The sequence below is a fragment of the Bifidobacterium polysaccharolyticum genome, from assembly GCF_016101585.1.
Taxonomy (GTDB): domain Bacteria; phylum Actinomycetota; class Actinomycetes; order Actinomycetales; family Bifidobacteriaceae; genus Bombiscardovia; species Bombiscardovia polysaccharolytica.
On the sequence record NZ_JACFQG010000002.1, the window covers coordinates 335,199 to 355,712 of the forward strand.

The window sequence follows — 20,514 nt, forward strand, 5'->3', positions numbered from 1 at the left end:
CATCAGCCGGCCAAACTATTGCACGCTTCTGAATGGCCCTAAAGCAAATGATCAGAAGCTGTCGAGCAGGCGATCGATCTCCTCGAAGTGCTTGACCTCAGGCCGCCATACCGGCTTGCCGCGGACGATTACCAGCTTGGGATCAGCCAGGGTCCGCACATTCTTGGCAGGGTCCTCGTCAAGGACGATCAGATCTGCATCCTTGCCCGTGTCGACCGAACCGGTGACATTGTCGAAGCCCAGGTTTCGTGCATTGACCTGAGTGGCGGCGTGGAAGGCCTGCGCCGGGGTGAAGTCCGCGTACCGCACCAGATAATCGAGCTCTCGCCAAGTACCGTACTGGGGCACGAAGGTCATGCCTGTGTCGGTACCGACTCCGACGGCAATGCCGTTCTCATGAGCCTGCTTGGCACTCTTGACCATGCCGTCAACGACCAGCTCAGAATTACCGCGAACTATATCGCTGATCCCCAGCTCCTGCTGACTGATCTTGACCAGAGGCAGTCCGGCGGACAGGGTGGGATCCAAAGCCGAGAAGCCACGAAGCGAGCGCGGATTGTCAAGGAAGAGACCGATCATCTCGTCATCCAGAGCGCTGCCATGCTCGATAGTATCCACGCCTGCCTTGAGAGCCGCCTTGACACCCTCAGGGCTCTGGGCGTGTGCTGCGACCAACACACCAAACTCATGGGCCTCATCGCAGACGGCGGCCATCTCCTCCTCGGTCATCTGCGGGCTGCCGGCCTCGCCAAGCTTGGTGGCATCGGTGACGCCGCCGGTCGCAGCCACCTTGATGGCATTGACCCCATGGTCCAGGTTCTCCCTGGTCCGACGCCTGGCCTCTTCTGGAGAGGAGCAGGACAGGGCAATGAAGGGATCGCCATGCCCTCCGGGAATCGCCAGGAGGGGACCAGCAGCCAGCATACGAGGGCCGGTCAGCTCGTCGGCATCGATCTTGTCACGCAGACGAACCGCCTCATAACCCACATCACCCAAGGTACGAATGGTTGTTACTCCTGAGTTCAACAGCGTGGAAACGTTGCCTTTGATCCTGGCATCCATAATGACTTTGCCTGCAGGACTGTGCATTACCTTCAAACCGGCATCGACCACACGCGGCGACAGGTCAGTACCGCCAGACAAGGGCTTGCCGTCGGCAAAGAGATGGGTATGGGCATTGATGAGTCCAGGTGCCACGAACTTGCCCGTAGCGTTGATTCGGTGATATCCGGAGGGCACGTAGGCCAGCGGAGTCGGGCAGACCTGCTCTATCCGGCCGTCCGCGGACACCAGAACAGACATATCCTTCTGAACCGTGCCTTTTTCATCACCGGTCGCGATACTGGCATGCTCGAGCACAAACGGCTCGCGCTCTTTCCTGCCTTGAAGACGCCCCATGGTCGTACCTGCCTTCCCATCTCCGATGCACTCATTGCGAGGAATCGGGCATATATGTTCAATACTATCCACTGCAGGACGAACCATTCAAGCCTGACGCACAAGCAAATGAGGCCATTCAAAAGCAGCCCGGCAGCAGAAGCAGGGGCGAAATGGCCGAAACGCAGCAGACACATTCGAAGTCATGACCACTAACCGTTGACGACCTCTCTGAGCGCGGTGATCATCTGGAGTCCGGCATGCTGTTGATGACGAACTCTATTTCGGAATATGCAGGCGGTTGAAGAGCTATGCCGAATGCCACCACCGAGCCGAATCCGTCGAAGACGGTGGAGTCCATGGCCAGCACGGGCCGGCCCCTGTCCACATGAAAGTATCCGGCGATCCGCGAATCGACATTCTCGATGCGGACCACAACCTCGTTTCTGGCGAGCCTGACGTCGTATTGTTCCTCGATGAAGCTATAGAGGGAGCCATCGGAGAAATCATGCTCGAGTATTTCCGGAAACTGGACAGCCGACAGGTAGGTGCAGACATATTGATGCAGATTGCCATCGACATAACGCAGTCGTTCCAGTTCGATCAGGTCTGCATCAGCATCGATACCCAACTTGGACGCAAAATCGGCATTCTTGACAATCCTGTTGCCAAGCACCCGGGTCTTGACTGTTTTGCCTAGGTCACGCTGCTGGCGCCAGAATCCCCTGATGTGGCCGTTGATCACCTCACGAGAGGATGAGGGCGATTTCAACTTGAAGGTACCCTTGCCCTGACTGCGAACGATCAACCCTTCACGAATCAAATCTTCTATGGCATGACGAACCGTAATCCGACTGACGTTGTAGCGTGTGCAAAGTTCGGACTCCGTGGGCAGCTGCGCCCCATCCTTCATCCGTTTGATGCTTCCGCGCAGATGGTCTCGCACGGACACATACTTGGGAATTCCATCTACCATTGCAAAACCGACCCACCTGATTTCATTGCCCTCATGAATCGAAATCCCGCGACCTGCGTTAACCAGAGGCCTGCTGCCTTCAATGATTGTAAAAGCCCCTACCTGTTTCTGCCCAATACAGGAGCCAAGCAGCAATATTCTCCGGCTACGGATGGGTCATGGAACTGATATTGAAAAGTCCGTTAGTCCCATGACCCCTCTCCATCGCTGTCCCTGCCGGCTTCAGATTGGACAGGGGATTCAATTCAGGCGACGGCCTTGGCCTTGTCAGCCGAGTCAGCTGCAGCGGCAATGGTCTTCTTGCGCTTGTTCATGAAGTAGGAGACCACATAGACCAGGATCAGCACAACAATGATTCCCACGATGATCGCAATCTGGCCGCCAGCCTTGTTGAGGTAGCCCAGGAAGATGCCGGCCACACCAAAATCGGCATCCGAGTATGTGGCGGCGCCCTTGCCTACAGATCCCAGCACCGGCAGAAGCAGGAGCGGCAGGAAGGTTATGGCCAGGCCGTTAACGAAGGAACCGAGAATGGCTCCACGCCGACCACCTGCACCGTTGCCGATTACGCCCGTAGCACCGCCGGTCATGAAGTGGGCCACGACACCGGGAATGATGACGGTGGTTCCGGCCAGGGCCATGATGGCCATGCCTACGATGCCGCCGACGAAGCTGGACAGGAACCCAATCAGAACGGCGTTAGGAGCGAAGGTGAAGGTGACGGGAACGTCCAGTGCAGGCTTGGCGTTCTTGACCAGGTGCTCACTGATGCCCTTGAAGGCAGGAACAATCTCTCCCAGGACCACACGAACACCTGCCAGGATGATGTAGACGCCGGCAGAGAAAGTGGCGGCCTGCAAGACCACATAGACGATGAAGTTCTGTCCGTCACTGAGCTTGCTCTCGATATAGGCGGGGCCGGCGAAGAGTGCCACGATGACATAGATCACAGCCATGGACAGGGCCACGATGACTGTTGTATCGCGCAGGAAGCCCAGGTTCTTGGGGAAGTTGATATCCTCAGTTGATTTGGACGGATGCTTCTTGCTGCGGGTGAGCGTAGCCACCAGACCACCTAGGGCGATGCCCGAGCCGCCGGTGTGGCCCAGGGCCACATCATCGGTGCCAGTCACCTTTTTCATGAAAGGCTGCACGACTGCGGGCGAAAGGGTCACAACCAGGCCCTGAGCGATTGAACCCCAAAGCAGGGTCTGCCAGGTGGAGAAACCGGCTGCCACGAAGATGACCGTTATCATCGTGGCCATATAGAAGGCCACGTGTCCTGATAGGTAAACATATTTGAAATATGAGGTTGCAGAAAGAATGATATTGACAATCATTCCGAAGAAGAAGATGAGCGCAGCTACGGATCCGTACTTGACCAGTACCGTGCCGACTATGGCCTCGTTATTGGGAACAACGCCCTGGACATGGAAGGCATGCTGGAACATATCCCCAAAGGGGGTCAATGCGTTGGTCACCACGCCAGCGCCAGCGGCCAGGACCAGAAAGCCCACGAACGTGCGTATGGTCCCCTTCATGACATCCGTGGCAGACTTGCGTTGCAGAGTCAGGCCGAGCAGGGAGATCAGCGCGACGATGACGGAAGGTTGTCGGAAAATGTCCAAAAGGACTTTTAATACCCCGTTCATGCCGCCTGCCCCCCTTCAGGAACATCCATGCCATGGCGCTTCAGGGCCTCGGCAAGCTTTTCTTTGATCTCATTCATGTCGATCAGACTGTTCAAAACGACTACGTCTCCCAGATCCTTGGCAGCATCAGCGATGTCACGCCCGACAAAAATAATATCGGCATCGCCCTTGTTGACCGAACCCAGATCGCTATGGTTGGTCTCGACCCCAGTCACGCCAAGCTCTTTCAGCGCCTTGTCAATATTGAGCTGGGTAATGAAGCTCGACCCCAGTCCAGTGCTGCAAACCGTCAGAATCTTCATGTTGATTACCTTTCTTCCTCGAGGATCGTCCTCAATTCCTCAACGTTCGCGGCCTTGCCCAGCCGTTCCTGATTCTTCGCGTCACTCAGGAAGGTCGCCAGCGATTGCATCAGGCTTAGATGGCTGTTCGAGTCCTGCGCCGCCAGGCAGAAGAGCGTGCTGATCGGGTGGTCCTGAGAATCGGCCAACAGGAAGGGACTGCCAACCTTCAGCACCGATAGAGAGGTGGTCACAACGCCTGCCTCGGGCCTGGCATGGGCCATGGCAATGCCTTGACCCAGATCAATATAGGTGCCGCCTGGTTTGCGTATCGAAGCCTTGATGGCATCGACATAAGAGGGTTTGATCCTTCCAAGATCAACCAGCGGACCGGTGACCACGTCCACCGCTTCTTCCCAACCGGCTACGCCGTCCCTGTACATGACGGTGCCTTCCGGGAAATACTCGTTCAGCAATTTGCCTCCTCGCATACGATGAAGCCCATCCGCTTCGGAGCGAATGATCGTGGGAGAATACCTCCCCGGAACTTCAACCTCGAATTCCGCAAACATTATAACAACATGACAATATGATGTCTAAACGTGCGTGTTCAAATACCGTATTGCTCAGGCACCATATTCCGAGTCTTTGACTAAGACCCGGGCCCTTGGCACAGGCAAGATCCGGTGAAGTGAGCGCGGCAACAGGTTGCATACGGATTCAGACCGGGGCCGCTGGGATCGCTCAAATAAGCGATCAGCCTCCACATAATCAAGCCAGCATCGATGGAGGCGGCAGTTAACCCCCCCCCCTACCCCTGCAGACAGCAGAGGATTCCTATTCCAGCGCAAGGCTCACATACCCTTCTACCAGTCAGAAATGAACGGCTTCTGTTCTTGCGGGTTTTATGCTCAGCATGCACGGAACGGTGCGTCAGGGCCGAGATCCTTGGCCAAGGAAAGCAGCAGGCGGCAGACTTGAGGCGCATTTGTTGATTAATAGATAGATTTTGCATTTCACAACAGAGCGGCTTTTCTTTTACGAAGACTTTTGTCACACAGATGTCACACAAAATCATGTTTCAAGCAAATCACTTAAGCAAAGGAAAAGCCCCGCAGCCTTTGCGGCTGTAGGGCTTTGACTCTGTGCCCCCACGGGGGCTCGAACCCCGGACACGCTGATTAAGAGTCAGCTGCTCTAGCCAACTGAGCTATAGGGGCTGGGCACTTTCAAGAGCCAAGTAGATACTATACACGGTTTCGGCAGGCCCGCAACACGGCGCGTCACAGGCCTGCCGAATCCATATGCATGGCCTGCTCAGACGATCTTGGGCATGGGCGTGGTCAGGGAAGTGGTCAGATTCACCTGCAGGAGGCCAGCACCCGTATGGGCCTCGACCTTCTTCAGGGTGACTGTGCGCTTGTCCTGGTCGGCCCGGTCATCGTCGGTCATGGTAGCCGGAGATTTGACCGCCACTACGACCAGATCCTCGAGGGAAATGCCAGCTTTGCTGCACAGGTCGGAGGCTGCCTGGAGGCTGTCTTGGAAGCCCTCACGCTCGACGACCCGATCAGCCGGTACCCCATAAGCGCTCTTGGCGATCCAGCGAATCCGATCCGGCACGGACATATCATGCAGGCTGGCTGTATCCATCTGGGCTTTCGCGGGTTCCTGCAGGGCCTTGATCAAATCATCCAGCTGAGACTCCAGGGCCTTGCCCCCGTCCCGGAAGAGGTTGCCCGCGATAGGCCTGCGGAAGCCCAGGCCGTCGGCGGTCTCCCGCAAGGAATCCACCTGGTCGTCCTCGCCCTCCCAGAGGTTGATCAGAGGGAAGGTGGGGATACCCAGTCCTTCAAGACGGTGCACGTGGAAGGGATAACGCCAGCTCAGCTTGGGATCGTCCCGCCAGGTGGTGGCACGGGTGACGACCACGGCGGCGGCCGGCCACTGGGCCCCATACTCGCGGGCGGCGATGTCCAGCCACTTCTGGGCGCCGGCATCGGCTCCGTAGCCCGCCTCGACGACGACCACATCGTGTCGGGCACAGGCCATCTCCACGGACACCAGGCTGGGAATGCCGATGGAGACGTTGGCGAATGGCCCCCCATGCACGTAGACCGGAGAACCCTCCAGGGTCTGGGTGAAAGCGGGCTTGACCGCATCGGTCAGGATGCCGGTGATCCGCCACAGGTCCACAAACTCTCCGAAGGTGACGGGACGGCCATCCAAGGTCCCCGCGACCATGGCGGCCACGCGCCGTTTGATCTCATCCATGCTCCGGGAGAGCACTACGATCTGCATGAGCTCACAGGTGGGCGTCAACACGGTCCGTTCGGGCAGATCGCCCTTGCCGCGGTCCACGGTGATCTGGCGCAGGGACCGCGAAGGCACCTCGCTGACCCTAGGCACCAGGACGGTGTCCAACCGACCCTCGTCCACAGCCTTCTCTGCAAAGGAGACCAGCAGGTTCTGGGCGGATTCGATGGCCGCCATCTCCCCGCACAGGCCCCAGTCCACCAGCTCAGGATGGGTCAGGGAGGACTTGCCCCCACCAGAGGCGCCACCCTTGGAACCGGCAGCGGTAATGCCCATGCTGGGCTGACGCAGGACAGCTGCGGCATCCACTCCCCGGGCGCGCAGGGCATCAATCAGCGCGATGGTGGTGGTGGTCTTGCCCTCCCCTCGCGAAGCCTTGAGCGGGGTGTCTGCGGTAACAAGCAGCACCCGGCCATGCTTGCGCGGCATATCCGGATGATCCTGCAGATCCTTCAGGTAGCCGAAGGCATCGATCTTGTCAAACAGACCGTATGGCCTGACGTAATCATCGAAGCCCGTCATGAGGCTCTCCTCCTCTATGATCCTTGTCAATCGGATGGCTCAGTTATCGGACAGATGGTAGCCGTTGCGCATGCCCATGCTGGCCGTGTAGAGCACCTGGCTCAGCAGGTCGTCGGTCTCCTTGCGCAGACGGTCGGCCATATCCTGGTTGGCAGCCTCCAGCACCTGGCGAACCTCGGGGTTGTCAGTGCCTTTATCGGCACCTTCCAAGCGGGCCACCTGTTCATCTGTGGCGGCAATCATGCGATGACCCTCAGCGCCAACGCCCTGTTGGTAACGTTCGACTGCCGCCAGTGTGCCGGCAAAGGCCGAGTCGCACAAGGCGGCGATCAGTCGGTCGGACCAGTAGAGGCTGTCGGTGGAAACCCGGCCCGTGGTGTTGGCCAGATAGTCGGGCGTACGATCCACATTTGCATAGAAGGGAACCAGGGCATTGAAGGCGTTGGACCCGTATGAAATCCACTGGATGGCCCGGCAGGATTCAGGCTGGTAGGGGCGCAGCTGGATCAGGGACAGCTGGTCGTTGCGATTGATGCCGATGGGGCGGTAAAGCCCCTTGGTGTGCTCGTCGCCGGTCCGCCCATAGGGATCGTAGGGTGTGCCCTGGTAGTGAGAGCTGAGCAAGTATTTGACATCCTCCACGGTAATCAGCCACTCAGGCTGACGGCACCAAGGGATGTTGTCGCTGGTGGGAGTGTGATCGGCGTCCGGCCCGTCCCAGATCTCGTCATAAGGGTTGAGGAAGCGCTGCATGTACCAGGCCCGAGGCGTGTTGTACACATGGTCCGAGTCGCTGTGGGATCCAAAGGCATCGCGCGGGTTGAAGGGCGAAGTTGACTCCACGGACAGGTCCAGGTAGTTGTCGGCGATGAACTCCCGCAGGTCGGCCGAGCAAAGGTGGTCGGTCTGGTCTCCGAAGGCATCGTCCAAATCAAACTCGTCAATGCCCAGCTGGTTGGGCATGGTCACATAGGAATCGTCAGGCACACGCTTGGCGATCCAGTGATGGCCGCCCACGGTTTCCATCCACCAGATCTCGTCCACGTCGCTGAAAGCGATGCCATTCATCTCGTAGGTACCGTAGCGCTCCAACAGGGAACCCAGCCGCTGGACGCCCTCCCGAGCCGAGTGGATATAAGGCAGGACAATGGTGACGAAGTCCTCCTCGCCGATGCCTCCGGGCACCGCGGCCAGATAGTCCTTATCCCCGGGACGGCCCTGGGCGGGTGTGGGCTCAACCAGCGGATCTGCACCCAGAACACGTTCGTTGGTGGTGATGGTCTCGGTGGCTGACATGGCCACATTGGCGCTGTTGACGCCTGCAGCAGCCCAGAGCCCCTGATTGTGCAAAGCATCGGGCACCGAGGTATAGCGCATGGGCTCTTCGGGCAGGTCTATTTCCAGATGGCTGATCACACTGTGGTAGTGCCGCGGCTGCTGGTCGGGAGCCACTACCACGAAGCGCTTGGGACGAAACTCTCCGTTGGACGAATCCTCATCCCGAGCGATGATGGTGGACCCGTCGTAACTGGCATTCTTGCCTATCAGAAGCGTGGTGCAGGGCATATAAGCGTCTTCCTTTGTCTGATCGCGGTCAACTGTCATCACCAGTCCGGAAGTCGGGGGATGTCATGGTACCGACTGCGTGGGCAGGCAGGGATGACGGCCGTCTGCGCACTTAGGGCATGACCTCACTCTAGTGCTAGACCGCCCCAACCAGATCAGGCATCAGCTGGCAGCCAGGCCCGGGCTGCTGCGGCCACCGGCTGGGCGGAATGGATGGCATGGGCCAGGGCATTGAGCCAGAACCCCTCCTCCAGGCCGGGCAAGATCTTCTGTGTGGCCCAGACCGACAGCACATAGTCATGAACCCGGTCCGGAGGCGTGGGGCCGTTGTAACGCATAAGCACGGCGGGATCGTCAGCGATCTCCTCCTCCATAACCAGGGGCGAGGCTGCCGAGGTACGCCCTTGGGGCACACCGGGAATCAGATCAGACAGATTTCTGGAGAAGTCCTCAGGAATCGCCAGCACGGAGCTTTCGGTCCCCTCAGGCTGCAAGGCGAGCAAAGCCTCAACGGGCAGGTTGGCCAGGGACCAGTGAATCCAGGGGAAGCCACACACGGGCACGGAATCAGGATCCACCAGCATCCAGTGCAGGTAGCGGGCCTCCTGGGGCACATCCTCGAGCCGGAAGGGGAAGGAGACTACAGGACGTCCCTTGCGGGTAAGGGACTGAGGGGCGCGCTTGGCGTACCGATCGGGAATAGTGCCGAAATCAGTGATAATCCTCATGATTCGATTCTCGCCCGCCCAGCCGACGAGGTCAAGTTCTTCCGTGAAACCGGCCGCAAACAGCACTCCGCACGATAAATTCCACTACCCTGCGCAAAAAGTGCAAGAGCCGCCCGGATCCTTCCACATGGAAACGATCCGGGCGGCTCTAAATCGGACTAGGAGAAAGGAATCAGCAATACCCCTCTCCCGGCGCTTATACGGCGAGCTTGTGCATGCCTATTCGGCCTTTGCGGCCTTGGCCTGTGCACGAGCGGCCTTGGCGGCTGCACGAGCCTGAGCCTTGGCCTCCTTCTCTTCAGCCTCGACGCTGGCGATGAACTCAGCATGCTTGGCGGCAGGCAACCATCCGGTGTTGACCACCTTGACCTGCCAGACCCAGGCCAGGGCGAAGATCACCACTGCCAGAATCACCAGGACCACGGCCCCAACGGGGATGCCCAGCTGGGACAGCTTGCCAACCACAGTGCCGTACCAGGCAAAGTCGGCATCGCCGAAGGTGGCGTTGGACAGACCGAAGCTGCCCAGAACCGTCATCAGGATGGCGGGCAGGAAGGTGATCAGCAGACCATTGATGAAGCCGCCGACCATAGCCCCGATGCGGCCGCCGGTCGCGTTGCCGAAGACACCGGCACCGCCACCATCGAAGAAGTGGGGAACCATGCCCGGCAGAATCAGGGCCAGACCCCAGACGGGCCCGAGCCAGACGGCGATGATGACCAGGGCCACCAGACCGCCGGCAAAGGAGGCCAGGAAGCCAATCAGGGATGCGTTGGCACCGTAGGGGAAGACGATGGGGATGTCCAGAGCGGGACGGGCGCCGGGGACCACCTTGTTGGCGATGCCTTGGAAGGCAGGCACCAGCTCACCCAAGATGATACGGACGCCGTAGAGGATGATGCTCACGCCGATGCCGAACTGCAGGGCCTGGGCGAAGGCGGCCATGAAGAAGGATCCCCAGTTGGCCGGATGGGAGGGGAAGACGGCGAAGGCGGCCTTGGCCGGCACCACAAAGGCGGTCCAGACGGCGAAGACCAGGTAGAGAACGACCATGAGCAGGGTGGTGGAGACCATGGAATCACGCAGGAAGCTCAGCCCCTTGGGGAAGTCGATATCCTCGGTGGAACGCGACTTCTTGCCCACGGCGCTGCCGACCGCGCCCGAAACCACGTAGCCCAAGGTGTTGAAGTGGCCGATGGACAGCTTGTCGCTGCCCGTCACCCGGTTCATGTATGGCTGGGCGAAAGCGGGCATGGCCACCATGATCACGCCCATGAGCAGGGAGCCGATCAGCACGATGAGCAGGTTGTTGCCCTTGCCGAACCCGATCGAAAGGACCAGGGCCAGCAGGGTTGACATGAAGACCATATGGTGGCCGGTCAGGAAGACGTACTTGAGCGGGGTGAACCGTGCCAGCAGGATCATGACGATGAAGCTGAGCACGATGATGTAGGCGGAGGCTGCACCGAACTGGCTGGAGGCCTGGGCCACGATCACCTCGTTGGTGGGGACGACCCCATGGGCGCCAGTGGCCTTGAAGACCAGCTTGCCGAAGGGATCCAGGGCATTGGTCACCACGGTGGCGCCGGCGCCCAGAATCAGATAGCCCATGGCCGCCTTGAGGGCGCCCGAAATGACCTGGCCTGCGCTCCGTTTCAAGGCGATCAGACCGATGGCCGCCACAATGCCAATCAGATAGGCGGGCACATTCAGAATCTCCTGGCTGATGAAGTTCAGCACCGCAAGGAAGACATTCATTGTTTGTCCTTACTATTTCTCTCTTGTTGTCAAGTTAAAGAGCGGGTATTCCATCGGCCTGGCGATGATGAATGTCCGCCGGACTCATCAGTCGGCGTACTGCTCCAGGATGCCCTTGATCTCGTCCTTGTCCATGAAGTTCTGGACGGTCTCGACCGGAGTGGTGGTCCCCTCCAGCTCGGGCGCCAGCTGAGGCGAAGTCAGCACCAGGTCGTTCATGTTGGCCGTGCCCTTGGCGCTGCCCGCGTCGGAGGTGGTCACAGTCACATCCATGCCCAGCTCCGATGCCACCTGCTCGACGTTGACCTTGAGCAGAACCGAAGTGCCGATGCCATTGCCACATACGCAGAGAATATCCATGAGTTGCTCCTTTGTTCCTTGTTTGTTCCTACTACTTCTTGCGTTTGCCATACTGGGATCCGCAAAAGCGGGTCCTCCTCACGATTCGAGAATGGCGCGAACCTCGTCAGGTGTGCCTGCCTTGGCCAGCTGCTCGGTCTTCTTCGCGTCGGTCAGAGCACCGGCGATGGCGGACATCACCTGCAGGTGCTCCTGCTCATCCCGTCCGGCCAGGCCGATTACCAGGGAGACCGGATCATTGGCCTTGTTGCCGAACTCAACAGGTGTGGACAGCCTTACCCAGCTCAGGCCGGTTCCCAGGACCGCCTCGCTGGGCCTGGAATGAGCCAGGGCCAAACCGGGCGCGATGACAATGTAGGGACCCATCTTCTCGACGGTCTCGATCATCTGGTCCGTGTAGGCATCGGTGGTGAACCCGGATGCCACCAGCCTGTCGCCCGCCTTGCGGATGGCATCCCGCCAGTCAGATGCCGGTACATCCAGGGCGAAGGATGTGTCGGGAAGGAAGGCTTGGAAATCCGTCATGTCTGCTCCTTGCTCGTGCTGTTTGATTTGATCGACGGCTCCGGATCCGATGGATTTGCACAAATCCGGCCGGCTGCTCACCATCCCTGGGGATGGTAGAACTCTCCGTCCAGAGCCTTGGCGGCGAGGGCCTTGGCCTCATCCATGGTGTGCCTGGCCAGTTCGGCGCGAACATCATCCAGGGCGACCGGAGTCATGGACAGGCTGGTCACGCCGATGCCGGCAAGAACCACAGCCAGATCCGGATCGGCAGCAGCCTCGCCGCAGACTCCGACAGGCATGTTATTGGCCTGACCGGCATCAGCGATGAGCTTGATGGCCCTGAGGACGGCAGGATGCCAGGCGGTCTGATAGGAGGCGACCGAGCCCAGCGTGCGGTCGGCGGCCAGCGTGTACTGGGTCAGATCGTTGGTGCCGATGCTGACGAAGTCGGCCACCTTGGCCACTTTGTCGGCCATCAGTGCAATCGAAGGAACTTCGGCCATGACACCCACGCGCTTGAGCCCCTTGCTCTTGCCCAAACGGACGAAATAGTCAGCCTCATGTTCGTCGGCGACCATTGGCGCCATGACCCATAGGTCGGCATTGGTCTCGGCATCGGCCCGAGCAAGGGCCTCCAGCTGATCCTCCAGAACCTGGCTGTGGACCTTGAGCGTACGCAGACCACGCAACCCCAGGGCAGGATTAGGCTCGTCGGCCTGCGTCAGGAAAGGCAGCGGCTTGTCAGCACCGGCATCCAACAGGCGGATGACCACCTTGCGGCCAGGGAAGCGTTCAAGAAGAGCACGGTAGGCCTCGGCCTGCTCCTCGACGCCGGGCGCCTGCTCGTTACCCAGAAAGAGGAACTCCGAACGGAAGAGTCCAACCCCTTCGGCTCCATATTCCAGGGCAGGATCGGCATCCGCAGGCTTGCCGACATTGGCCAGGAGGGGAATCCTTGTTCCGTCCTTGAGCTGGCCTGGACGGCCCCGCAAAGCCTTGGCCTGATCCGCTTCGCGACGAGCCTGCTCAGCTTTCTCAATCTGTTCCTGGGTGGGATCAGCCGTCACCTTGCCGGCAGCGGCATCGACGATGACTGTCTGTCCGTCGGACAGCCCGGCTGCGTCCTGAGCGCCCACGACGGCGACGATCCCCCTGGACCGGGCCAGAATGGCGGTATGACTGGTCGGACCGCCCTCAATGGTGACAATGGCCAGAACCTTGGTCATATCCAAGCTGGAGGTGTCGGCCGGAGACAGGTCAGGGGCGACCAGGACGAATGGCTTGTCGCTTTCTGGCACGCCCGGTGCCGGGACACCGAGCAGATGGGCGATGACACGCTGGCCAACATCATGCAGATCGTTGGCCCGCTCCCCCATGTAGCCGCCGATTGCCTGGAGTTTTTCCTCGAAGTCGGCAAAGGCCTCATAGACGGAACGCTCGGCGGTCTTGCCACCGTCCAGCAGGGATCGGATCGAGGTCTTCAGAGCCGGGTCCTGGGCCATCTGGGCCAGGGCTGTCAGAATCGGAGCAGCGTCCTTGGCCCCCTGCCCATCTTGGGCGGCCTTGGCGCGCGCGAGCAGGTCCTTGTTGACCGATGCCAGAGCGGATTCAACCCTACCGAATTCAGCATCCGCCGTCAGGTTCTCAGGTCTCGCCTCATCGCCGGGCACGTCCAGCCCGGCCGCCATATGGATAACCGGGCCAACGGCGACGCCGCGGCCAATGCCCACGCCTTGGATCTCCATGTCGCACTCCTTAGTGCCTGGCCACTGCACGCGAGCCGCCCCTGAGGCGGACTGAACATCGGCAGTGGAAACGTTCTTCATGCAACGATGTTCAGTATACACATATTCATTCATTTTTCAACGGTAATCGTTTTCTGTAATTTCCCTTCTGCAGTGGTAGGATATCCAGCGTATCCACCACTAGACATGCCGGTTCAACAAGACCGACCATATATTCAGGAAAGCTGGTCATCATGGCAACAGCACAACGTTCCACCATCATCACCGACCCGGTCGGCATCCATGCCAGGCCTGCTTCGGAATTTTCGCAGGCCGCCGCATCCAGCGGTTGCAAGGTCACCATAGCCAAGGGCGAGGGGAATCCCGTAGACGCCGGCAGCATTCTGATGGTCATGAGCCTGGGCATCGCAAAGGGCGACAAGGTCACCGTGACTGTCGAGGGCGACGAAGCCGAGTCTGTAGCCGACTCCCTGGTCACTAAGCTGACCCAGGCTGAGTGACCCGCCGCTAGCTGCAGCCGACATCGACGGAAAGAGCCTTCGAGGGAAACGATGGGACACACGGCGGACAATAAGCCTTCCATTGCCAACGTCGCAGCCCTGGCCGGAGTTTCGACAGCGACCGTGTCCCGCGTCCTTTCCGGTCATAGACGCAAGAACGACGACATCAGCCGCAGGGTCAGAGCTGCTGCCGAAAAGCTCAACTACTCGGCCAACTTCGCTGCCAGCACCCTCCGATCAGACCGCAGCAGAACCATAGGGCTGATCCTGTGCGGCACTTCCACGGGCATAGACGGGTCCATCCTGGATCTGCTCAGCAGGAGGCTGACAGAACAGGGCCGCTATTTGCTGGTCATATCCGTCAGGAGCGATCAGGAACGAGAGGCGGCCATCAGGTCCATGGCAGCCCGACAAGTCGAAGGAATCATCATCGTTCCTTCGCTGGACGACGATCCGGTCGGTATGCCCGTCGACCTGCCGTCCGGACTACCCATCGTCCAGGTCGGCGGCAGACCGCTCTCCTACCACACCAGCTGGGTCGGCATGGACCAGGCGGCCTCCATGCGGCTGATCATCGCCCACCTGGCCGAGCAGAACGCACATTCGGTGGCCTATCTAAGCCGTGAACTGAACACCAGTGCGGCCGCTGAGCTCTTCACGACCTTCTCCACTCTGACCAACACCCTAGGGATGACGCCTCAGCCGGACTGGATCCAGTTCGGCCCCTGCAGCATGCGCCGCGGCCATGATGCCGTCATGACCATACTCGCTGAGGGAAACGACCGTCCCGATGCCATCATCTGCGGGGACGACTCGCTGGCCCTGGGCGCTCTGATGGCCTGTGACCAACTGGGGTTCCAGGTTCCCGACCAAGTCAAGGTGGCCACCTTCGTGGACAGCCCAGCCTGTCTGATCAGCAGTCCGACCTTGACCGCAGTCAAGGCTCCCCTGAATGACATTGTCCAGGAGGCACTGCGGCTGGTCGACGCCAAGGGACAGTCCATTCTGCCCTCCCACGTGGCTCTGCCGCCAGCGCTTGAATGCAGGGAATCGACCTGGTCGCCAAGAATTGGCAGCAGCGACATGACCTCGCCAGGTACTTTTGCCTGATAAACCCTTAGGGTCTACTCAGACCAGCAGAGTGCAGAAGAGCGCCTCGAAGACCAGGAGCGGCGAACCGTTGGCAGCCAGCCTCCTGCGAGCTCGAGCGATCAGCTGAATGCGGTCAATGGCCCCCTGTCTGGAGAGCCTGACGGACAGAGCAGCAATAGCCGCCCGATTCTCCAAATTGACCAAGCCAGCCTTCTCTTCGGCACCGTTCTGGAGGACGCCCACATCCCGGTAAACGCTGGCCAGGGTACTCAGGTTGCGGTCCAGCACGTCCCGGGTCAGTCTGGTAACCCGTCGGCGGACCTGATCCTTGCCCCCCAATGCATGGTAGGCTCCACGCAACTGCCGGGGAATACGTTCCTTGTCTCTGAGACCGTTGATCTGCCGAAACTCCCGCTCGTCCTTGGCCACCTCATCGTCCACGGTGGCGGTGGCTTGATCCCGGGCCGCATCAACCACCCGGCCAGCCAGAATCACAGCATCCGAAGCGCGCCGCAGCCCCAGCAGGCCCACCACCAGCTCATCACGGTCAGCCAGGACCTGATCCCTGGTGGCATAGAGACGAGCGATGCCGATGTGTCCCTGAGCCAGACGAGCGGCCTTGGCGGCCAGAGGCCGGTCCACCCCCACCTGATCAGTCAGGAAATCCGCCACTGCGGTGTTGGATGGCACTGCTAGGTTGAGCACCCTCGTCCGTGAGCGGATGGTGGGCAGCACATCCTGGGCGCTGGGTGCGCACAGAAGCCAGATGGTATGCTCGGCCGGCTCCTCGATCTCCTTGAGCAACACATTGGTAGTTCGCTCCAGCATCCGGTCCACATCTTCAATGATGATGACCCGCCAGCGTGAGGTTGAGGGCATCTGCTCCGAGGTCATGATCAGATCCCTGACCTCGTTGATACCGATGGTGACTTTATTGGTTGATAGTACGGTCACATCCGGATGGGTTCCGGCCAAGACCTGCTGAGTGACGCGGGTGGGCTGATCGCTCAATCCCTGGTCAGGACTGATCAGGGCCGCCGCGAAAGCTCGGGCCAGATTGGATCGCCCTGATCCTGGAGGACCACAAATCAGCCAGGATTGCGCAACCTCGTCATGCCCCTGCGCCTGAGCGGCCACCGTCCGCTTGAGCAAATCGACCGTGGGCTGCTGACCCACAATGGCATCCCAGACGCTCATCGGGTCTTCCGCAAGAGCCGGGGCCGGAGCAGCCAGCGAGCGCGGGAACCCACAGGAACCGAATCGTCGTCAGCATCCCCGCCGGCTGTTCCTGACTCCATGGACTGGTCATCCTGATCAGACGTATCCGCAGACTCAGTCCAATCCGTCTCGGTAGCCTGCTCATCGTCCTCATATCCTGCAGCCGATTCATCCTTGTCGGCATCGTCCTGAGCACCAGTGTCATCATTCTCATCATCGACATCTGGAAGATCATCGCCGACCTGCGGCAGATCTGGCTCGCGCCCTTCGACTAACTTGTCCAAATCGTCTTGGATGATCTGCCAGACCTGCTCGATGGACTGGGTGGCGTCGATAACCAGGAACCGATCGGGTTCCCTCTGCGCCAGTTGCAGGAATGCCTGACGCACATGCTGCTGAAAGTCGTCGCCAGCCGATTCCAGCCGATCGGGCTCATGATCCAAACGCGACTTGGACTGTGACGGATCCGCGTCCAGCAGGTAGGTGCGCTTGGGCAGAAGGTCCTGACTGGCCCACAGACTCAACCGACGAATCACATCCACTGACAGATCACGGCCTCCGGCCTGATAAGCCAATGAGGAATCCAAGTAACGGTCGCAGAGCACAATGTCTCCGCGTTCCAGAGCCGGACGCACCACCTGGGCTACATGCTCAGCCCGGTCCGCCGCATAGAGCAGGGCCTCGGTCCTGGGGGCAAGATCGTCGGAGGCGTCAACCACATCGGTACCTCCGGTCACGGCAACCGAGGGGAAGGCGGCCAATCCATGCAGAACGAGTTCCCGTATGGTCAATCCGACGGGGGTGCCGCCTGGCTCGCGGGTGACCAGAGATCGCAAGCCACGCTCCTGCAGATAGTTGTGTGCTTGTTGGACCTGGGTGGTTTTGCCTACACCATCCACGCCCTCGAAGGAAATGAACAAACCATCGCTCATGCCTGACGCTCCGTAGTTTTGGAAGTCTTGGAAGTCTTTGTCTTCTTTGTGGTTTTGCGAGCGCGGGTAGCCGACTTGCCAGCCGTAGTTTTGCTGGACGCCGACTTTCGTGCAGTCGACTTGCGGGTGGTCCTGCCACGCCTCTTGGTGGGTCCGGCCGCGCGCTTCTCTGCCAGCAGACGGAAGGCCACCTCCGGCTCGATGGACTGGGCCGTGTACTGCTTGGGCAGGGTCCTGTTGGTCTGCCCGTCGGTAATGTAGACACCGTAGAACCCATCCTTGATGGTGACGGGTTTGCCGCTGTCAGGGTCCGTACCCAGCTCACGGAGAGGAGGCTTGGCAGCGCTCCGGGAACGTCGTCCGTACTTAGGCTGGTCGAAGAGGACCTTGGCCCCGGCCTGGTCGATAGTAAAAATCTGCCCCTCGTCGGTCAGCGAACGCGTCTCGGTGCCACCGTCGGCCTTAGTGGCCGTCAGATAGGGACCGTAACGGCCGTTGCTGGCCGTGACGGTGGCTTGGCTGGTTTCTCCCGTCTTGGCATCGGTCAGTTCGATGCTGCCCACCGTCCTAGGCAGGCTGAGCAGCTTCAGAGCGTCCTCCAGGGTGACCGTGTCTGGATCCATGGTCTTGAATAGCGAGGCCATCTTGGGCTTAGGACCAGTCTGCTTGGCCGTCCGTGCAGTCTTGCCAGTCGGCTTTTTCTGCTCTGCTGCTTCCTCTTCAGGGCTGATCAGGGCCACATAGGGACCGAATCTACCTTTGCGCACCTCGACCCGACCGCCGGTCTGCGGATCCTTGCCCAGCTGACGGGGACCGCCGGCATTTGCGGCAATCAGCTCATGACCCGCCGCCACTGTCAGCTCATCCGGAGCCATGGTGGGCGGCAACGAGGCTCGCTTGGGGTTTCCGTCGGCATCCAGGTCGGCCGTATCCTCAAGATAGGGACCGTAGCGACCGACCCTCACCTGCAGGCCATCACCGATCTCGATGGTATTGATTTTGCGGGCGTCGATGTCCCCTAGCTGGGCCACCTGCTCCTGTAGGCCCTGATGGGCCTGGTCAGCGTTTTGGGCAGCGCCCGGGCCCGAACCGAAGTAGAACCGGGTCAGCCAGTCCTTGCCTCGTTCCTTGCCATGGGCGATCATATCCAGGCCGTTCTCCATCTGCGCCGTGAACTGGTAATCCACGTACTTGGGGAAATTGGTCTCCAACAATCTGACTACCGAAAAGGCCAACCAGGAGGGAATCAGTGCACGGCCACGCTCGTAGACGTATCCTCGGTCGATGATGGTCGAAATGATGCTGGCATAAGTGGAAGGCCTGCCAATCTCCTTGGCCTCCAGGGTCTTGACCAGAGAGGCCTCAGTGTAACGTGCAGGTGGTTGGGTCTCATGGCCCTCGGGATCGACAGAGGCAGCACGAAGCACGTCACCCTGCTGGACCGGAGGCAGGGAAGAGTCCTCATCGTTCTGCTCAGAGCCTGCACCGCCACCCATGGCCTTGAGGAACCCGGGGAACTTGATGACAGTACCTGAAGCCTGGAAGAGGGCCATACCCTCCTTGCCAGCCTGCGCCGACAGGTGGATAGTGGCTGTGGACCCGGTGGCGTCGGCCATCTGCGAAGCCAGGGTGCGCCGCCAGATCAGGGTGTAGAGCTTGAGCTGGTCAGGGGCCAGACGGTCGGCAAGATCCTGAGGCCTGTGGAAGGTGGAACCGGCGGGCCGAATGCACTCGTGGGCCTCCTGGGCGCCAGCAGTCTTGGTCACATACTGTTTGGACTCGGCCGAAAGGTATTCGGCCCCATACTCACGCTCGACTCCCTTGCGGGCAGCAGCGATGGCCTCCTGGGAGAGAGTGACCGAATCGGTACGCATGTAGGTGATGAACCCGTTCTCATAGAGCCCCTGGGCAGCCCGCATGGTGGCTCGTGAACTCATACCTAACCGATTGCCGGCCGTCTGCTGCAGGGTAGACGTGGTGAAGGGGGGCTGAGGACGCCGACGGTAAGGCTTGGTCTCCATACCCGTCACTGTGAAGTCCTGATCCTTCAGCGTTTCAGCCAGGCTTCGAGCATGCTGCTCATCCAGCTGCAGGACCTGCTCCTTGGCGGCCGCTTCCGTCAGTCGACCCTTGGAGGTGAAATCCTTGGAAACCGCCAGCCGCTGCTCCCCGAGGCTGATCATTCGGGCGTGAAAACCACCTGGCGACGCCGATTCCCCGGCATCCTCCTGCACCAGACGCGCCAGCAGATCCCAGTAGGAGGCCTTGACGAAGGCCATGCGCTCACGCTCGCGCTCCACAATCAGCCGAGTCGCCACAGACTGCACACGCCCTGCACTCAGTCCCGGACCCACCTTGCGCCAGAGCACCGGTGAAAGCTCGTAGCCATAGAGGCGATCCAGCACCCTGCGGGTCTCCTGGGCATCGACCATGTGGGCATCCACGTCCCTGGTGTGCTTGAGCGAATTCTTGATGGCCTCTGGGGTGATCTCGTGAAAGACCATGCGCTTTACCGGAACCTTGGGTTTAAGGGTCTGGACCAGATGCCAGGCGATGGCCTCCCCCTCCCGATCCTCATCAGTGGCCAGATAAAGCTCGTCGGCGTTCTTCAGCGCCTTCTTGAGCTCGGAGACCGTGTGTTTCTTTTTATCGTCCACGATGTAGTAGGGCTTGAAGCCATCATTCACGTCTACGCCGAACTTGCCGTAGGCCTTCTTCTGGGAGGCCGGGATCTGCGATGGTTGGGCCAGGTCGCGGATATGGCCCACCGAGGCCATGACCGTGTAGCCCTTGCCCAGGTACCCGCCGATCTTCTTTGCCTTGGTTGGCGACTCAACAATGACGAGCTTATTGCCGGATGCCATGGCCTCTCCTTATATTGTTGTCTTTCGCACGCCATCTTACTCACGGGGTTCCGTAACCATGCAAATCAAGGGGTCATGTGCACGGGCGTGGATCCCTAGGCCCGATGGTGGATGAATCAG

Annotated in this window: 16 protein-coding genes, 1 tRNA gene and 1 pseudogene; 2 read left to right on the plus strand and 16 right to left on the minus strand. The window is 60.0% G+C overall.

Annotated elements, in window-relative coordinates; all coding sequences use genetic code 11:
- Positions 1–51 precede the first annotated feature (51 nt).
- The 13 genes from H3T90_RS04600 to ptsP all read right to left on the minus strand — a co-directional run bounded on the left by H3T90_RS04600 (position 52) and on the right by ptsP (position 13,788).
- Positions 52–1,398, minus strand: coding sequence for a metal-dependent hydrolase family protein (locus H3T90_RS04600; protein WP_198229737.1), 1,347 nt, complete (start codon positions 1,396–1,398; stop codon positions 52–54).
- 223 nt (positions 1,399–1,621) lie between these two features.
- The gene (locus tag H3T90_RS04605; RefSeq protein WP_198229738.1) at positions 1,622–2,353 is read right to left on the minus strand and encodes a GntR family transcriptional regulator; all 732 of its coding nucleotides are present in this window, start codon (positions 2,351–2,353) and stop codon (positions 1,622–1,624) included.
- Positions 2,354–2,598: 245 nt separating this feature from the next.
- On the minus strand, positions 2,599–4,005 hold the full coding sequence (locus H3T90_RS04610) for a PTS ascorbate transporter subunit IIC (protein WP_198208018.1): 1,407 nt from the start codon (positions 4,003–4,005) through the stop codon (positions 2,599–2,601).
- Positions 4,002–4,307 (minus strand): PTS sugar transporter subunit IIB, encoded by a 306-nt coding sequence (locus H3T90_RS04615; protein ID WP_046323441.1) that lies wholly within the window; start codon positions 4,305–4,307, stop codon positions 4,002–4,004. Before H3T90_RS04615 ends, H3T90_RS04610 begins: the two co-directional genes overlap by 4 nt.
- A gap of 5 nt (positions 4,308–4,312) precedes the next feature.
- Complete coding sequence (locus tag H3T90_RS04620; protein WP_232339451.1) at positions 4,313–4,762, minus strand: PTS sugar transporter subunit IIA; 450 nt, start codon at positions 4,760–4,762, stop codon at positions 4,313–4,315.
- 670 nt (positions 4,763–5,432) lie between these two features.
- A tRNA-Lys gene (locus H3T90_RS04625) sits at positions 5,433–5,506 on the minus strand.
- Positions 5,507–5,603: 97 nt separating this feature from the next.
- Positions 5,604–7,124 (minus strand): formate--tetrahydrofolate ligase, encoded by a 1,521-nt coding sequence (locus H3T90_RS04630; protein ID WP_198229739.1) that lies wholly within the window; start codon positions 7,122–7,124, stop codon positions 5,604–5,606.
- A gap of 39 nt (positions 7,125–7,163) precedes the next feature.
- Positions 7,164–8,690, minus strand: a complete 1,527-nt coding sequence (locus tag H3T90_RS04635) for a C69 family dipeptidase (protein WP_198229740.1) — start codon at positions 8,688–8,690, stop codon at positions 7,164–7,166.
- Positions 8,691–8,845: 155 nt separating this feature from the next.
- Positions 8,846–9,418 (minus strand): YbhB/YbcL family Raf kinase inhibitor-like protein, encoded by a 573-nt coding sequence (locus H3T90_RS04640; protein ID WP_198229741.1) that lies wholly within the window; start codon positions 9,416–9,418, stop codon positions 8,846–8,848.
- Between the two features lie 219 nt (positions 9,419–9,637).
- Positions 9,638–11,176 carry a PTS ascorbate transporter subunit IIC gene (locus tag H3T90_RS04645; protein WP_110425873.1) on the minus strand — a complete coding sequence of 513 codons (1,539 nt, stop codon included), beginning with the start codon at positions 11,174–11,176 and terminating at the stop codon, positions 9,638–9,640.
- Positions 11,177–11,263: 87 nt separating this feature from the next.
- Positions 11,264–11,536 carry a PTS sugar transporter subunit IIB gene (locus H3T90_RS04650; protein ID WP_024626949.1) on the minus strand — a complete coding sequence of 91 codons (273 nt, stop codon included), beginning with the start codon at positions 11,534–11,536 and terminating at the stop codon, positions 11,264–11,266.
- Positions 11,537–11,614: 78 nt separating this feature from the next.
- Positions 11,615–12,061 carry a PTS sugar transporter subunit IIA gene (locus tag H3T90_RS04655; RefSeq protein WP_046323446.1) on the minus strand — a complete coding sequence of 149 codons (447 nt, stop codon included), beginning with the start codon at positions 12,059–12,061 and terminating at the stop codon, positions 11,615–11,617.
- A gap of 77 nt (positions 12,062–12,138) precedes the next feature.
- Entirely contained in the window at positions 12,139–13,788 is a 1,650-nt protein-coding gene (gene ptsP / locus H3T90_RS04660) for a phosphoenolpyruvate--protein phosphotransferase (protein ID WP_198229880.1), read from the minus strand.
- Between the two features lie 233 nt (positions 13,789–14,021).
- Between ptsP and H3T90_RS04665 the strand changes: the two genes are divergently transcribed.
- Together H3T90_RS04665 and H3T90_RS04670 are read left to right on the plus strand one after the other, a co-directional pair.
- On the plus strand, positions 14,022–14,288 hold the full coding sequence (locus H3T90_RS04665; protein WP_046323909.1) for an HPr family phosphocarrier protein: 267 nt from the start codon (positions 14,022–14,024) through the stop codon (positions 14,286–14,288).
- Between the two features lie 51 nt (positions 14,289–14,339).
- Positions 14,340–15,398, plus strand: a complete 1,059-nt coding sequence (locus tag H3T90_RS04670) for a LacI family DNA-binding transcriptional regulator (RefSeq protein WP_198229742.1) — start codon at positions 14,340–14,342, stop codon at positions 15,396–15,398.
- 18 nt (positions 15,399–15,416) lie between these two features.
- Here the strand turns inward: H3T90_RS04670 and H3T90_RS04675 are convergent, their stop codons facing one another.
- From H3T90_RS04675 to topA, 3 genes and pseudogenes are all read right to left on the minus strand, one after another.
- The gene (locus tag H3T90_RS04675) at positions 15,417–16,577 is read right to left on the minus strand and encodes a DNA polymerase III subunit delta' (protein ID WP_046323448.1); all 1,161 of its coding nucleotides are present in this window, start codon (positions 16,575–16,577) and stop codon (positions 15,417–15,419) included.
- Between the two features lie 299 nt (positions 16,578–16,876).
- Positions 16,877–17,530 (minus strand): annotated as a pseudogene (gene tmk, locus H3T90_RS04680) (dTMP kinase); the annotation flags it as partial.
- Positions 17,527–20,394 carry a type I DNA topoisomerase gene (gene topA / locus H3T90_RS04685; protein WP_198229743.1) on the minus strand — a complete coding sequence of 956 codons (2,868 nt, stop codon included), beginning with the start codon at positions 20,392–20,394 and terminating at the stop codon, positions 17,527–17,529. The pseudogene tmk and the gene topA, both read right to left, overlap by 4 nt.
- Between the last annotated feature and the right edge of the window lie 120 nt (positions 20,395–20,514).

Bases quoted from the DNA above. Each gene is read 5' to 3' on its own strand.
- H3T90_RS04600 (WP_198229737.1), bottom strand. From the start codon at position 1,398: ATGGGGCGTCTTCAAGGCAGGAAAGAGCGCGAGCCGTTTGTGCTCGAG.
- H3T90_RS04605 (WP_198229738.1), bottom strand. From the start codon at position 2,353: ATGGTAGATGGAATTCCCAAGTATGTGTCCGTGCGAGACCATCTGCGC.
- H3T90_RS04610 (WP_198208018.1), bottom strand. From the start codon at position 4,005: ATGAACGGGGTATTAAAAGTCCTTTTGGACATTTTCCGACAACCTTCC.
- H3T90_RS04615 (WP_046323441.1), bottom strand. From the start codon at position 4,307: ATGAAGATTCTGACGGTTTGCAGCACTGGACTGGGGTCGAGCTTCATT.
- H3T90_RS04630 (WP_198229739.1), bottom strand. From the start codon at position 7,124: ATGACGGGCTTCGATGATTACGTCAGGCCATACGGTCTGTTTGACAAG.
- H3T90_RS04635 (WP_198229740.1), bottom strand. From the start codon at position 8,690: ATGCCCTGCACCACGCTTCTGATAGGCAAGAATGCCAGTTACGACGGG.
- H3T90_RS04640 (WP_198229741.1), bottom strand. From the start codon at position 9,418: ATGAGGATTATCACTGATTTCGGCACTATTCCCGATCGGTACGCCAAG.
- H3T90_RS04645 (WP_110425873.1), bottom strand. From the start codon at position 11,176: ATGAATGTCTTCCTTGCGGTGCTGAACTTCATCAGCCAGGAGATTCTG.
- H3T90_RS04650 (WP_024626949.1), bottom strand. From the start codon at position 11,536: ATGGATATTCTCTGCGTATGTGGCAATGGCATCGGCACTTCGGTTCTG.
- H3T90_RS04655 (WP_046323446.1), bottom strand. From the start codon at position 12,061: ATGACGGATTTCCAAGCCTTCCTTCCCGACACATCCTTCGCCCTGGAT.
- ptsP (WP_198229880.1), bottom strand. From the start codon at position 13,788: ATGGAGATCCAAGGCGTGGGCATTGGCCGCGGCGTCGCCGTTGGCCCG.
- H3T90_RS04665 (WP_046323909.1), top strand. From the start codon at position 14,022: ATGGCAACAGCACAACGTTCCACCATCATCACCGACCCGGTCGGCATC.
- H3T90_RS04670 (WP_198229742.1), top strand. From the start codon at position 14,340: ATGGGACACACGGCGGACAATAAGCCTTCCATTGCCAACGTCGCAGCC.
- H3T90_RS04675 (WP_046323448.1), bottom strand. From the start codon at position 16,577: ATGAGCGTCTGGGATGCCATTGTGGGTCAGCAGCCCACGGTCGATTTG.
- topA (WP_198229743.1), bottom strand. From the start codon at position 20,394: ATGGCATCCGGCAATAAGCTCGTCATTGTTGAGTCGCCAACCAAGGCA.